General features: G+C 36.2%; 9 protein-coding genes, 1 tRNA gene and 1 pseudogene. 5 read left to right on the top strand and 6 right to left on the bottom strand.

The window, feature by feature from the left end; genetic code table 11:
• Position 1 precedes the first annotated feature (1 nt).
• From F948_RS10920 to F948_RS10900, 5 genes and pseudogenes are all read left to right on the top strand, one after another.
• Positions 2-5,977, top strand: coding sequence for a calcium-binding protein (locus tag F948_RS10920; RefSeq protein ID WP_004963739.1), 5,976 nt, complete (start codon positions 2-4; stop codon positions 5,975-5,977).
• A 164-nt stretch (positions 5,978-6,141) separates the two neighbouring features.
• Positions 6,142-6,456, top strand: a pseudogene (locus F948_RS16150) (hypothetical protein); the annotation flags it as partial.
• Positions 6,457-6,544: 88 nt separating this feature from the next.
• Positions 6,545-6,775: a helix-turn-helix transcriptional regulator gene (locus tag F948_RS10910; RefSeq protein WP_004963736.1), complete on the top strand. Its 231-nt coding sequence runs from the start codon at positions 6,545-6,547 to the stop codon at positions 6,773-6,775.
• Between the two features lie 150 nt (positions 6,776-6,925).
• Complete coding sequence (locus F948_RS10905; protein WP_004963733.1) at positions 6,926-8,131, top strand: AAA family ATPase; 1,206 nt, start codon at positions 6,926-6,928, stop codon at positions 8,129-8,131.
• An 11-nt stretch (positions 8,132-8,142) separates the two neighbouring features.
• Positions 8,143-8,388, top strand: a complete 246-nt coding sequence (locus tag F948_RS10900; RefSeq protein WP_004963730.1) for a hypothetical protein — start codon at positions 8,143-8,145, stop codon at positions 8,386-8,388.
• A 436-nt stretch (positions 8,389-8,824) separates the two neighbouring features.
• On the opposite strand, the gene F948_RS10890 is transcribed toward F948_RS10900, so the two are convergent.
• The 6 genes from F948_RS10890 to F948_RS10860 all read right to left on the bottom strand — a co-directional run bounded on the left by F948_RS10890 (position 8,825) and on the right by F948_RS10860 (position 15,074).
• Entirely contained in the window at positions 8,825-9,556 is a 732-nt protein-coding gene (locus F948_RS10890; RefSeq protein ID WP_004963727.1) for an HNH endonuclease family protein, read from the bottom strand.
• Between the two features lie 3 nt (positions 9,557-9,559).
• A complete protein-coding gene (locus F948_RS10885; RefSeq protein ID WP_004963725.1) occupies positions 9,560-10,732 on the bottom strand; it encodes an AAA family ATPase in 1,173 nt (390 codons plus the stop codon).
• A 167-nt stretch (positions 10,733-10,899) separates the two neighbouring features.
• A protein-coding gene (locus F948_RS10880; protein WP_087548153.1) for an IS3 family transposase occupies positions 10,900-11,975 on the bottom strand; the annotation gives its coding sequence in 2 pieces (ribosomal slippage) (positions 10,900-11,723 and positions 11,723-11,975; 1,077 coding nt in all).
• A gap of 193 nt (positions 11,976-12,168) precedes the next feature.
• A complete protein-coding gene (locus F948_RS10870; protein ID WP_004963721.1) occupies positions 12,169-13,392 on the bottom strand; it encodes a tyrosine-type recombinase/integrase in 1,224 nt (407 codons plus the stop codon).
• A gap of 175 nt (positions 13,393-13,567) precedes the next feature.
• Positions 13,568-13,643: transfer RNA gene (locus tag F948_RS10865), tRNA-Arg, on the bottom strand.
• Positions 13,644-13,715: 72 nt separating this feature from the next.
• On the bottom strand, positions 13,716-15,074 hold the full coding sequence (locus tag F948_RS10860; RefSeq protein WP_004963717.1) for an amino acid permease: 1,359 nt from the start codon (positions 15,072-15,074) through the stop codon (positions 13,716-13,718).
• Positions 15,075-15,112: the final 38 nt, after the last annotated feature.

Here is a 15,112-nt window from a genome sequence, read left to right as displayed (position 1 = left end):
AATGACAGATCAGAACAATGATTTTCCAGATGCAGTAGGAAATATAGCTGATGGTTTTGATACAGCAAGGGATACGCTAAGGGCAGCTGTTGGTGCTGCTGAAGTACCAGCATATGCAAAGTTAGGGAATATGACCACAGCATTGCAAGCAGGAAAACATGCAATGGCAGGTGAATATGAAAATGTTGCTCAAGATATTGGTGTCGCTGCACTTCAAACTGCTATGGGTATAGCAGCTGGTGCTGTCGGCGCAACCGCTATTGCTGCTGGATCGCCTGTAATTCTTACTGGATTAGCTGTTGCTGGAGCTGTTTGGTATGCAGGGGAGGGTTGGAATGAAATAATTGATTTAATACAAGAGAATCCCCAATGGCTTGATCCTCTATTTCCTGATCCTAATTCATCAAATCCAAACAATGGAAATCCCCCATCTAGGGATTATCGTATTGAATACTATGATCCTTTAATCCTAGATTTGAATGGGGATGGCGAGATAGGAACAATTGCAGCAAATAAATTTCAAGGAGCTGTTTTTGATGGGGATAATGATGGGATTAAAACAGCTACGGGGTGGGTTTCACCTGAAGATGGTCTTCTAGTTAGAGATATAAACAGTGATGGAACCATAAACTCAGGTGCTGAACTATTTGGCGACAGTACAAAATTAGCGAATGGTACAAATGCCAAAAATGGTTTTGCAGCATTGTCTGATTTAGATAGTAATGGGGATGGAAAAGTTGATAGTAATGACGCAAGTTTTAATGAGTTAAAAATTTGGAAAGACATAAATGGAGATGGTGTCAGTCAAGCTTCAGAGCTTTTTTCTTTAAATGACGTGGGTATACAGAGTCTAAACGTAAATATTAATGAAATAAAAAATGAGCAAGTAGAAGGTGGTTATTTAGCTGAAACAGGTTCATATACTAAAGCAGATGGCTCCCTTGGGAAAATGGCTGATGTTAATTTCGAAAATCAGGATATCTATAGTAAATTTACTAGCCAAGTTGAGGTTACACAAGATGTCTCTGTTCTCCCTCAATTAAAAGGTTATGGTCGACTGCAAGATCTGCATCAGGTTGCTATGCAATCTACAGAATTTAAAAATTTATTATCACAATATGTTAATGCTACTACAAGATCTCAGCAAAAAGAGTTACTCGACAGCTTAGTTAAATCTTGGGCTAAGTCTGATCCTGCTTATTCAAATGATCCTATTGAAATTATCCGGTTAATAAATGTAGAGTGGTATCAATCATCAAACTCAGAAAATGTAATTTATGTACGGAGAGGTGATCCTGTTCCAACCTATTTAACTACACCACCACCTCCACTAGAAATTGCAGATGCTAATCTTACAGCGAAGGTTAGATTCGTTGATGCATTTTTAGGTAGGGAACCTACAACCCAATTAAATCAATATCTTGCTGATCAAATATCTAGCGTCGAGCAAATTTATGATTTTGTTAAGGAATCTATATTTTCTGACTTGTTGAATCAAACTATTCTAAAGCCTTATTTAGATTCTGTAGATATGTACTTAGGGTTAGAGGAGGATGAAGTCTATTTTGATTTTTCTAACTTAGAACAAATTTTTTCGCAGAAAATTATCTTATCACCTTTAGCCGCTATTGAAGATTTGAAAGATTTATTAGAAATTAATGGAAATTTTTTAGATATTGCTGGTTGGGAGAAAGGTTTTGTTTTGCTCCAGCAGTGGAGAGATGATTTTTCAAATGATCCAGCTTTAAAGTTATTAATCGATCAAGTTTTTGCTGATGTAGATACTCCTTCAACTAATGGAACGAATGGAAATGATTTTAGTGTAATTGGTAATTCAGCAAATACGATCTTCGATGCGGGAAGTGGAGATGATATTGTAATTATTGATACCGATATTGGTATAACTGTTAATGGTGACAGTGGTAATGATATTATAGTTTCGGGAAAAAATAATGACTTTTTAAATGGTGGTGAAGGTAACAATACCTATATTCTATTTAAAGGTGCAGGTAAAGATTTTGTCAATTATGAAAATCTCTCTACTGGTACTGATAAAATTGCGTTTACTGATGTTATTTCTACTGAAGCTACATTCTTTCAACAAGGTCATAATTTAGTAATTAAATATGGAACTGATGAAGTAACCCTGCTAGGGGCATTGGATTCTACTTCAATAAAAAATATTTCTTTTAGGTTCAAGGATCAAGTTTTTTCTTTAACTACAATACTTGAATCTCCCCTTCAAAACATTAGTGATTCTTCAGATGAGTTATATATTAATGGCTGGAGAGGTGTAGATCTACTTACAGGTAATGATTTAGGAAACCAAATTTATGGTTTTGATGGGAATGATACATTAATTGGGAAAAAAGGTAGTGATCGACTGTATGGAGGCAGTGGCAACGATACATATCACTTTGAGTTAGGTGATGGTATTGATGAGATTCATGAACTTGACTATTCTTTAGAAGAAAATAAAGTAGTTTTTCAAAATATATATACTTCAGATATTTCCAATATTACTTTCCAAGATAGTGATCTCATTATTCAATATGGCTTAACTGACACAATTGTATTAAAAAACTATATTCTGAACTCTCAAAATTCAGCTTTAAAGATACAGTTTGCTGATCAAGCGATATGGAACAATAGTGATCTGATGTCTAGAGTTACCTTTGAAGGTAGTGATAACAGTGAGGTTATTGTTGGTACATTAAATAATCGACTAAATATTATTAATGCTTACGATGGAAATGATGAAGTTCGTGGAAATCTAGTCGCACAAAATTTAATTGATGGCGGCTTAGGGGATGATCGACTTCATGGTGGGAACGAAATAGATCATATACAAGGCGGGTTTGGCGATGATTTTATATTTGGTTTAGCAGGTAATGATGAAATACATGGTGGTGAAGGCGACGATACTTTATTTGGTGGTGCGGGTGATGACCTAATTATTGGTGGCAATGGTAGAGACTGGCTTCAAGGTGATGAGGGAGCCAATATATTGATCGGTGGATTAGGGGATGACTCTTATGATGTTAATGGAACCGACACAATCATTGAAAATGAAGATGAGGGTTATGATGCTATTTTCATCGAGAATAATTTTGATCTTGAGGGGACTAATCTTGAGGAAATTCATTTAAAAGGAAGTGGAGACTTTAATGCTATCGGTGATGCTAAAGAAAATGGGCTTTATGGAAATTCTGGAAATAACTATCTAGATGGCAAAGGTGGTGCCGATATCATGAGTGGTGGCGCTGGTGACGACTATTATGTTGTGAACCAGTACGACAAGCTCATAACAAATTCTGATGGAACTACGACTTTAATTCGAGGTGATCAAGTTGTAGAAGGTATTTTAAACCCTGCTGGCTATGTTTTTGGTGATAGTGGTGGCATAGATACTATTGAGCAATGGGATGATAAAAGATTTTATTCGCAAGATTCAAATGGAAACTGGTTCGATACAGGGAATTACCATAACCTACAATCTAATGTAGAAAATGTAATCTTAAAAGGTGATGCCAAAGTAGCTTTTGGTAACGAGTTAGATAATATCATTACAGGAAATGAGCAAGATAATTTTATTAACGGTCTTGCTGGAGATGATACTTATATCTACAAAAAGGGCGGAGGAACGGATACTTTTAGTTTTGAGGATGAGTTATCTGCTGTAAATATTTTGAAAATTGAGGGTCATGAGGCTAATAGCTTATATGCTCAAAAATTCGGTGAAAGTGTTCTAATTGGATTTAGAAATAGTACTGATAAAATATGGTTGTCAAATTATAACTTAGCTGATTATCAAGATAGTGAAAATACTACATTTAGCAATAAATTTGATCAAATCGTATTTGATTCAGGGGAGATATGGACAACAAGTGAAATTGACTCACTTCTACTTCGAGCTGAGAATAACCAAGCACCTGTTATTCAACAGTATCCTTCAACTCTAAATGTAAAAATTGAAGAAGTCCTCCAGTATACTTTTAGTAATATTATTACCGATCCAGATGCGGATGACCAACTCAGCTTTAAACTGACTCTACAAACTCAAGATGCCAGTGGTGACTATCAAGATATTCCTGAATGGATCATCTTTGACCCACTGACTTTAACTATTACTGTCAGTCCACCTGAAGGAGTTGATGTTGGGCAATTAAATTTCTATTTGTGGGGGACTGACCTCTATGGGGTAGGTACAGGGGTCGGCGTGAATATAAATATTCAGCCATCTGCAAATACACCTATTCCTGGGGCAATTTATGACACATTGGGAAATGATTCATTGATTGGTGGTGATGAGGATAATATTTTCTTCTACACAGGGGGGAAAGATGTTCTACAAGAAGTTGGTGGTATAGACGTATTACGTTTTAGTAATGGAATTACCTTCAATCAGGTTGGATCTGGGCTAATGAAATCTGGGAATGATCTCATCTTGAAAGTAAATGGCAGCTCAGCTAATCAAGTTACATTGAAAAACTACTTTCTTGCGGGTAACAATTTAGTTGAAACGATTGACTTTGAAACAGGTGGCCAACTGACAGCGGAACAAATTTTTGGTGCATTTGGCTTAACCATTCCAACAACTGGTGGTGGTACTCAACCAGCTAATCCTGTCGGGGATACTATTTATAGTTATACAGCCGGAGAATTGACGATCAATGAACAATCTGGCACTGACAAAGTCATCTTTAAAAATGGGATTACTTTTAGTCAAGTTGGAAATTATCTGAGTAAATCGGGTGATGATTTAGTTCTTAAGATCAATGGTAGTAATACTAATAAAGTCACAGTAAAGAACTTCTTTCTCGCAGGAAATTCTTTAGTTGAGAACTTTGAGTTTGAGACGGGTGGAGCGCTTACTGCACAGCAAATCTTTGATGCATTTGGTCTCACTCTTCCATCTACTGGTGGTTCAGGTAATCAAGGATCAAGTGAAGTTGTTGGAGATACGACTTATAATTACACTTCTGGTGCGTTAACTATCACAGAACAATCAGGCAATGATAAAGTCATCTTTAAAAATGGTATTACTTTTAATCAGGTGGGAAGTTATTTGACTAAATCAGGTGATGACCTGATTTTGAAAGTGAACGGTAGTAACACCAATAAAGTCACAGTAAAAAATTTCTTCTTGGCTGGTGAGTATTTGGTTGAGACATTCCAGTTTGAGACTGGAGGACAAATTACTGCTGAGCAGATTTTTGGGGCATTTGGAATCACCATGCCACAGCAAAGTGCGCCAGCAAACATTCCACCTGAAAATATAGATTCAGATGCCTTTAACACGATCTATAACTATAGTTCAGGTGTGATGGTCATTGATGAAAAGCTGGGTACAGATCAGGTGCTTTTTGGCAATGATATTGCCTTTAGTCAGGTGGGTAACTATTTAACTAAATCAGGCGATGACCTGATCCTTAAGGTGAATGGTAGTAATAGTGACAAGATTACGGTAAAAGACTTCTTCCTTGGTGGTGCGCATGAGGTCGAATCTTTTAATTTCGAAACAGGGGGCAGTATTTCCTCACAGCAGATTTATCAGGTGTTTGGTGTGGACCGTCCTGTTAATGCTGAGGACGAAGTCACCAGTATTGTAATGGGTGATTCAGGTAACAATATTCTGAGCAGTGATGCAGCTGTGAGTGAATTATTTGTCCTAAATGAGGGCAATGATATTCTTGAATTGTTGCTCAATGCTTCAGGTGAAACTCCTGTCGACTTTGTGACTGATTTTGATATGACAGAAGATCAAATTGATTTGTCTCAAATATTAGATAATCATGCAAACAGCTCTAATCTTTCCGATTATATCGAGATTATTTATGATGCTAATGCAAAAACTAATACATTGAGTGCTCGTAATCAGCCAACCGAACTTTCGAAAGATCTTCTAATTTTTACTAACCAAGCTGACTCATTGTCTATAGCAGATTTAACAATGAATCAGTCCATCATCTATTAATATTTAAGTGTCGTAGGGTAGTTAGCTACCCTACAACTTTTATTTCCTATAATAATTATGAACTAAATTTAATAAGCTAAACTTATTCATATTACTTTTGGTGGTTTAATCTTATACCAACTATTTATTGCGATTTTTCTTACTGAGGCGTAATTATCAACTAAAGCTACCGTATCCCAATCTAGTATGTGCACTTAACTTTACGTGATGGTGTGAATTTGCAGGAATCAATTACTTCAGCCAAGCTGATGGATGAATAGAGTAAGGCAGCAGGGTTTTATCAGGAGGCTTTATATCATGTAGCACGGCAGAGTTACAGTAATGCCAGCTTTGAAGTGGGAAGTGAAGAGGGTCTGGATATTGTTGAGGAGTTTTACACGGATGAATCTAAATCAGAACAGCATCAGCAGTCCCATGATTTGACTCATGTTCAGGATATTCAGAAAGGGTTGCAGCAGTCAGTTCAGGCTTTGAATTGATTGGGTGGAAGCAGGACGTTTTTTCTTACAGCGAGCTCTATTATTTGAGCGAAATTGCGCTCGCATCATTGATTGGGAGAAAAACATCATGAATGCGTTCACAGGTCAAACTTTTCAGATGAATCAATTGCTTAAAATCTCACAAGTTTGTGAAATTACGGGGTTAAGTCGACCAACTATATATTTAATGATGAATCAGAAATCGCCACGCTATGATGTGACTTTTCCTAAACCGATAAAGTTATCTGTCAATCGTGTCGCTTGGTCAGCTTTAGAAATCAATCAATGGATTGAGACTAAGTTAGCTAGTCGAAAATAAGTGGGAGGCGAGAGCCTCCTTATTTTTTTGATAAAAAATGTGTTGTATTTGGGTGATAAATTGATTGCAGTAGTTAATTGAGCTAGGAAAGTATACTCTATGTGCTATATTGTAAAGAACTTAACAAAATTTTGTTGAATAGGCGTTTCTATGCTGCTCTATATTCGTTTTAATAATTTCTTCTCCTTTGCAGGAGAGGGAGAGTGGTCTTTTAAAGTTGGCAAACAGCCAGCTGAGTCTTTATATGATATTAATTTGAAAACTACCTATGATAAGTTTCGGTTAAATAAAGTAACTGGGGTTTTGGGAGCAAATGGCTCTGGTAAGACTCAGTTTTTAAAAGTTTTACCTTTTTTAAGTTGGTTTATTGCACGTTCTGCGAAACGACTAGAATCTAATGATGCTATTTTATTTTCTCCATTCAAAGGTACTGAAGAAAAGATATCAAATTTTGAAGTTGGATTTTTATTAAAAAACGAGGATGATTTATATGACGAGTATCGTTACGAGTTAAGTGTTACAACAAAGAAAGTTTATCGGGAAGCTTTGTATCAGAAAACTAGTCGTAGTTTTAGTTATATTTTTGAGAGAATAAATGATGAAGAAATTGTAAGTTATAAACACCGTCATTTCCTTTCACCCTCATTAGCTGATGATGCTAATACAAATGTTTCTTTGATTGCTTATGCTAACTTGTTAGACAGTCCGGTAGCTAAAAAAGTTGTTCATTTCTTTAGCAGTTTTGCTTTTAATGTTCATCCAACGGGACGAGAGGAACACTCTAGCGAGGCTTTAATTGAAGCTGCTGAGTTGTTTAATGATAATGAAATTCTTAAAAATCAAGTAGAAAATTTACTGTGTAAGTTCGATATTGGAATTTCAAAGTTAAAATTTGAGCAGGTTGTTTCATTTGATTTAGATCAACAAGCTAAAGAAGTTTTAATGCCAGTAGCAATACATCAATATGGCAATGAAGAATTAAAATTCTGGTTCATTAATGAATCTAATGGCACTCGCTCTGCTTTTATTTTGTTAAGTATAATTTTGCCAATTTTACAGAAAGGTGGTTTAGCAATTATTGATGAAATTGATAACGACTTGCATCCACATCTTTTACCTCATTTAATTGATTTATTTAAATTTGAACAAACAAATCCTTATCAAGCACAACTTATTTTTAGCTGTCACACACCTGAGGTATTTAACATACTTCAGAAGCATCAAATTTATCTTGTGCAGAAAGAAAATCAAGAATCAGAAGCTTGGCGTTTAGATGATGTAGTTGGTGTCAGGGCAGATGATAATTTATATGCGAAGTACATGGCTGGCGCATTTGATGCTGTTCCAAATGTGTGAGGTTATGCATTATGGCTAGAACTCGTCACATTAAAAAAACAACACTCATCATTGTTGCAGAGGGAGCGCACGATAAAGCCTTTTTAGATCACATGAAAAGTCTTTATGACCATCGGGATTCTGGTCAAAAAGTTACGATTAATTCAGCAGATGGTGGTTCACCTCACGATGTAATTAAGACAGCAATTAAAAAGACCAGTCATGCTGCCTATGATAAAAAATACATTTTTATGGATAGTGACGTTGCTATAAAGTAGCAAGATATTAGTTTAGCTAAGAGAAATAATATTATTATTTTACTATCTGAGCCTTTATGTTTAGAGGGTATGCTGCTAGATATTTTAAGGCAAAGAATTCCTGAAACTTCTGAATTATGCAAAAAGTCTTTACACCCTCAATTAGCAGGTCAACCAACAGAAGCAAAGAGCTATATGATACTTTTTCCTAAGTCTGTACTTGATCTTACGAAAAAACAAGCAGTTGTTGATTTGCGAAAGTTGCTTACCTCAATTTAGCCTGATAGATACATTGAAAAATGCTGACTGTCAGACTAGGATTGAACTAGTACATGAACCTAATAGAATGCAAAATTTGTTTTCTAAGTCATCGTTTAAGCTGTTAATAACAATCTGTGGTGTAGTGATATAATAGTTATACCGCCTAGATCATAAAAGCCCCATTCCGGACTTTAGTTTATGTGCGACAATCTAGGATAAGGTTTAATGAGCTAGTGTGCAATAACTCTAAATGATCATCCCACAGGTTATGGTTTTTTAGTAACGCAATAATCTTTGTATATTCAACCGATTGATGCAATGCTGTAGATGCAAATCCCGAAAATGCACGATCAGATTGGCAAGAAGTTAATAAATTTGCAAGTTTATTCCTTTCTCGTCTATTTAAAGTAGTTTTTCTCTCCATATCATAATAGATACTTTCAACCTGATTGATAACATAGTTCCAAGTCTCAAATCGGAGGCGCAATAAACGATCATCATTAAGATTTAATACATCCCTCGTTGACTCTCCAAGTTGTGTCTTAAAATAAATCCTACATACAGCTTGAGTTAAATGTTCTTTGGGATCGGTATCAAAAGGATTAATAATTGGTTCAGTAACTACATCATGAGTTCCTTTCGTAGTATTGCAACGCTTACAAGATGGTAAAAGGTTTTCCCAATCAACTACATGCTCTGGGTATGTATCCTTATCTTTAAAATGCTCAATTTCCATGTAAGCTGTACCAGTTTGTAATTGTGCTTCACAAAATGCACATTTAGATGAACTAGATAAAAGCAGGGCACTATGGATGTCAGTATGTTTCCAAACAGTATCTTTTTTGTTTATCTTAAATCGTTCAGTTAGTTCAGCTACTTTTTCATTACTTAAGTATTCAGGCTTCTCTTTTCTTTCCAGCTTAATCATGGATTATTCCCCAAGACTGTCAAGCTGCATTTGGAAAACAGGACGTAATGGATAATCAGGATGTAACATCTTATTCAATTCATTATATGCATTTTGTGCTTCAACTTTATTCATCTCATCCAAAGCATCTTCAAATCTTTTTTTAATCTCATTATATTTCTGTGTTCGAAGATCTGGCATTCCCATTATATCTTCTAGAATTTCCTCAATAGTCCAACCTTGATAGCCATATTCAGATGTTGGCAATTCGCGTTTTGACACGCCAGTTTCATTGCGCTCCAAGGCGATAACTTCACCACGTAAAGCAGTTTGTACAACATGTGGGCTATGTGTGGAAATAAAAAATTGCGCTCTTGGAAAAACTTCTTTTAAAACAGAACAAATTCTACCTTGCCATTCTGGATGAAGATGTAATTCAATTTCATCAACTAAAATAATTCCATCAAATTCATGTGCTAGCATATATGGTGATTTAAATCGCAACTCAATTTCTTTTATTATTCCAAATACAATCGATATTGTAGATTTAAAACCCGATGATAAATACTCATAATAGATCTCTCCACTCGGAGTATTTAACATGATTTCATTATCATTTGCATCAACCCTACTAAAATTAAAAGCTGGATTTAGAATAGAAAAACATCTTTTTGCAAGTGCAAAATTTTCTAATTGCTCTTTTTTTAATGCTTCTGGATGAGCTGAGTATAAATGCCTATGTAAAAACCAACTTTTAATATCTCTATAATCAATTCCATTAATTGATTGATGGGAAGCATGATCTTCTTGTTTAGTCTGATCTTTAGTTATAGCATCTAACTTTTGATAAGAAAATGTACGATCAACCTTTAAGGATATTAATTTAAAGGATAAATGTCCTAATCCATTCATAGGACTCCCTTGATCTGGTCTGGATTGATTAAAAAGTAATATAGGGTTAAGTTTATTCCCTCTATCATCGGTTACATTCCCATTAATTGTAGCCCTATTCGAATTAATGTTTTTTTTGAGAATATGTGAATATTGATTTGTAAAAATATGTCCAATACTATCCAATAAGGTTGTCTTGCCTACACCATTTTCACCACAAATAATGTTCATCTGTGTATTCAAAAATTCCAAATTTAGATGGGGTATTCCACCTACATCTGTTAGTTCGATGGAGTTAATTTTCATAATTTATCTACCGAAATTTTTTAGCTATCTTATCAATTAATAAGGGAAAAACTACTAGAAAGTAATTTTTCTTTTTTCTAAATTATCTACGCTGTGATGAATATTATCTCTAGTCTAGTTGAAGCATTGGTAATCCTCCCATAAATAACTGAATTTAAAAGTAGAGGTTAAGCAGCCATCAAAGGTGGTTTGCCTCCGTTAGCTTGATGTGGTCGTTCATGATTGTAGTGCCACAACCACTGTGTTGCATAATCTTGTACTTGCTCCAATGTATCGAACAAATGTTTGCTCACCCAACTATAACGCATTGTACGATTGTATCGTTCGATATAAGCATTTTGTTGTGGCTTGCCTGGTTGAATATATTCAATACGGATACCATGCTCAGCTGCCCAACGTACGAATTCGTGGCTGATAAATTCAGGTCCATTGTCGCAGCGAATCACAAGCGGTTTGTCTCTCCATTCGAGCAATTGGTTAAGTGTACGAATGACGCGCAGTGCAGGCAGTGAAAAACCTGCTTCAATCACTAAACCCTCACGTCGATAGTCGTCAATTACGTTAAGCAAACGGTAACTTCGTCCATCACTTAACTGATCATGCATAAAATCCAATGACCATACTTGATTTGGATGAGTTGGTTCCTTCAATGGTTCAGGTACATGTCGTTTTAATCGTCTTCTTGGTTTGATCCGCAGATTCAATGCCAGCTCACAGTAAATACGGTAAACACGCTTATGATTCCAACCACACTTCTCAACATGGCGTAGATAAGAGAAGCATAGCCCGAAGCCCCAATCTGTATTTTCTTCGGTGAGTTCAATCAATTGTTCTGCAATCAGTGCATTGTCATCGTTCAATTTGGACTGATAACGGTAGCAGGTTTCACTGATACTAAATGCACGGCAGGCCAAACGAATACTGACGGCATGATCACCAACGGCTTGTTGTGCCATCTGACGACGACAAGATGGCTTTACCACTTTTTTGACATGGCTTCCTGAATGATTTCAGCTTTAAGCCGCTCTTCAGCATACATCTTTTTTAGCTTGGCATTTTCGGCTTCTAGTTCTTTCAATCGAGTAATTAATGAGGCATCCATGCCGCCATATTTAGCCCGCCATTTGTAAAAAGTCGCATTACTCATACCATGTTCACGGCAAAGGGTGGCAACAGGCGTGCCAGACTCCGCTTGTTTCAAAATAGACATAATCTGACTGTCAGTAAATTTAGATGTTTTCATGCAGAATCTCCTGCTTTGATCTTAAGAGAAAATTCTACTTTTACATCCTTTTATTTTTAGGGGGGATTACCCATTTACTTACCTTGTTGTAGTGAAGTATAGTTTATCAAATTTCTTTAATAGATTGATGGTTAAGTAATTTTAATCTTATGGATGTTAGTTTAACTTAATACGAAAGTAGATGGATACTTCTTTAAAGAGTTGAATGAAGCAGTTTAATATTTTCACAATAATCCGCCCAAGCTTGCATCATTTCAGTACGTTTGTCTAAGTGCTTAGTACGATTGTAAGCTGTTCCATGCATATCTCTGACTTTATGAGCTAGTTGTTGCTCAATCCATTCAACAGGGTATTCAAGTACTTCTTCTAAAATAGTTCTAGCAGAAGCTCGAAAACCGTGCCCACATGCTTCCTCTGATGTATAGCCTAAGCGACGTAAAGCCTGATTAACTGTATTTTCAGACATCGGGCGTTGCCATGTGGTAAGAGAGGGGAAAACGTATTCGCTGTTTGCCTGAGTTATTTTGGCAAGCTCTTTCAGCATTTGAACGACTTGAGTCGATAATGGAACGATATGTGATACACCTGTTTTTTTCTTGGTTTTAGGTGGCGTGTATTCCCAACGACCTTTTCCTAAGTCAATATCAGCCCATTTCGCATGGCGTAATTCGCCTGGGCGAACAAAGACTAGAGGAGCAATACGCAAAGCATATTGCGTGATAACTGAACCATCATAATGATCTAGATCATTTAGAAGTTTAGCAAACTCATCTGGATCTATGATTGCTGCCATATGTTTAGTCTCAGGTGTAGTTAAAACCCCTCTTAAATCTTGTGTTACATCGCGTTCACATAAGCCTAATGAGACAGCGTAACGGAAAATTTGACCACATTTAGTTTTTACCTTCTTTGCTGTTTCATGTTTGCCTTCTTTTTCGTAAATACGACAAATATTTAAAATATCCATTGGCTTTAGTTCATGGATAGGAATCCTGCCAATATGTTTGAAAATCACTTCAAATAAACGTTGTTGTCCTTTAACTGTAGCTTCAGCAAAATTCTGCTTTGTTGCCCATTCTAGAGCTACAATTGAGAATATATTCTTATTTGCATTTAGAAACTCATTCTCAATTCTTAATTTCTCTACTTGAGGATCAATGTTCTGAGCAAGTAATGTACGAGCGTCATCACGTCGTTGCCTTGCTTCTGCCAAACCAATGATAGGGTAATTACCGAAGCTTATAGAGTTACGTTTCTTTGTATAAGGACGAGCATAGTCAAAACGCCAGAATTTTTCTCCATTCTTGGTAATCATTAAAAATAAGCCTTTTCCATCAGATAGCTTTTGTATGTTTTCAGGATCAGCTTTGGTCTTTTTTATTTTGGTATCTGTAAGTGGTACAACAACTTTTGGCATTTTTGCGGTATTAGTTTATACGGTAAAACGAGTTTACCGTATAAATTACCGTAAAGAAACATGGATTTTGGTAGATCAATAGAGACAGTTATTAACTTTTATATTAATTAAAATATTGATTTATATTAATTTATTGTATTGTATATCTATGTAGATACTGAATTAGACCATAAAATGGTGCGCTCAGCGGGACTCGAACCCACGTCGGTCGCTTAGGAGGCAACTGCTCTATCCAGTTAAGCTATGAGCGCATAATTAAATGATTATAAACAAAAAAGTGATTGCCTTAGCAATCACTTTTTGATGAAACCGACTAGCTGTATTTAGCTCTTATTTTTCAAATTTAAAACACGATAAAGCACAAACATTAGAACGATCCAAATAGGAATCATGAGCACAGATTCCTTAAAGCCTTGCTGCCACATGATGTAAAGTACAACCGCAATAAATGCGAGTACAAGATAATTGCTGAATGGTGACCATAAAGCAGGGAAGCTCGTTGTTAATGCTTTTTGTTTGACCATCGCTTTAAATTTCAAATGCGTCAAACTGATCATTGCCCAGTTTAAAACTAAAGCACCCACAACCACATACATCAAATGACCTAAGGCATCTTCTGGTACGAAGTAGTTTAAAAGTACACATCCGAAGATGAGCAATGCTGAAAGCAATACGGCTGGAACAGGAACACCTTGTTTATTCACTTTAGCAAATACTTTAGGTGCATTACCTTGTTCAGCTAAACCAAACAACATGCGGCTGTTTGCATACATACCACTGTTATATACAGATAATGCTGCGGTTAAGATAATGAAGTTAAGTAGGTGAGCAGCCCAACCAATTCCCATTTGACTGAAAATCATTACAAATGGGCTTTTATCTAAGCCACCTAAATCAAGCTGATTCCAAGGCACAAGTGATAATAAAATTGTGAGTGAACCGATGTAGAAAATCAGAATACGGAACACAACTTGGTTGATCGCTTTAGGAATCGTTTTCTTTGGATCATTGGCTTCAGCCGCTGCCATACCGATTAATTCAATACCACCAAATGCAAACATCAAGAATGCCAGCATGAAGAATAGACCTTCAAACCCATTCGGGAAGAATCCACCATGATTCCAAAGGTTGGTAAATGAAGCCGTAGAGTTGGCATCCGCAGTGAACAGCAAGAACAGACCAAATAAAATCATCGCTACAACAGCGGTAACTTTAATAATGGCTAACCAAAATTCTGACTCACCATAGAATTTTACATTGGTGAGATTGATCGCTGTAATAATCACAAAGAAGAATAAAACTGACTGCCATGCAGCAATATGAGGCCACCAGTAATTGATATATTTTGCGACTGCCGTGAGCTCACTCATCGCAACGAGGATATACAATACCCAATAATTCCAACCTGATAAAAAGCCTGGAAATTTACCCCAATATTGATATGCAAAATGACTAAATGAACCTGCTACAGGTTCTTCTACGATCATTTCACCGAGTTGACGCATGATTAAAAAAGCAATCAAACCGCCAATCGCATAACCCAAAATAATAGATGGTCCAGCAGACTGGATGACTTGCGCAGAACCTAAAAATAAGCCCGTACCAATAGCCCCACCCATCGCGATGAGTTGGATATGGCGGTTTTTTAGTCCACGCTGAAGTTTAGAAGAATCGTTGTTCAAAGGACTGAGCTCGACGAGGAATAAGTGGATTATTCTAA

Origin of the sequence: Acinetobacter junii CIP 64.5 (genome assembly GCF_000368765.1) — a bacterium.
In the GTDB taxonomy this organism is placed as follows: domain Bacteria; phylum Pseudomonadota; class Gammaproteobacteria; order Pseudomonadales; family Moraxellaceae; genus Acinetobacter; species Acinetobacter junii.
The sequence above is the reverse complement of the archived record's forward strand: the minus strand, read 5'-3'. Positions and strand labels throughout refer to the sequence as shown.

Excerpts from the sequence above, each read along its gene's own strand:
- F948_RS10920 (WP_004963739.1), top strand. The coding sequence starts at position 2 with ATGACAGATCAGAACAATGATTTTCCAGATGCAGTAGGAAATATAGCT.
- F948_RS10910 (WP_004963736.1), top strand. The coding sequence starts at position 6,545 with ATGAATGCGTTCACAGGTCAAACTTTTCAGATGAATCAATTGCTTAAA.
- F948_RS10905 (WP_004963733.1), top strand. The coding sequence starts at position 6,926 with ATGCTGCTCTATATTCGTTTTAATAATTTCTTCTCCTTTGCAGGAGAG.
- F948_RS10900 (WP_004963730.1), top strand. The coding sequence starts at position 8,143 with ATGGCTAGAACTCGTCACATTAAAAAAACAACACTCATCATTGTTGCA.
- F948_RS10890 (WP_004963727.1), bottom strand. The coding sequence starts at position 9,556 with ATGATTAAGCTGGAAAGAAAAGAGAAGCCTGAATACTTAAGTAATGAA.
- F948_RS10885 (WP_004963725.1), bottom strand. The coding sequence starts at position 10,732 with ATGAAAATTAACTCCATCGAACTAACAGATGTAGGTGGAATACCCCAT.
- F948_RS10870 (WP_004963721.1), bottom strand. The coding sequence starts at position 13,392 with ATGCCAAAAGTTGTTGTACCACTTACAGATACCAAAATAAAAAAGACC.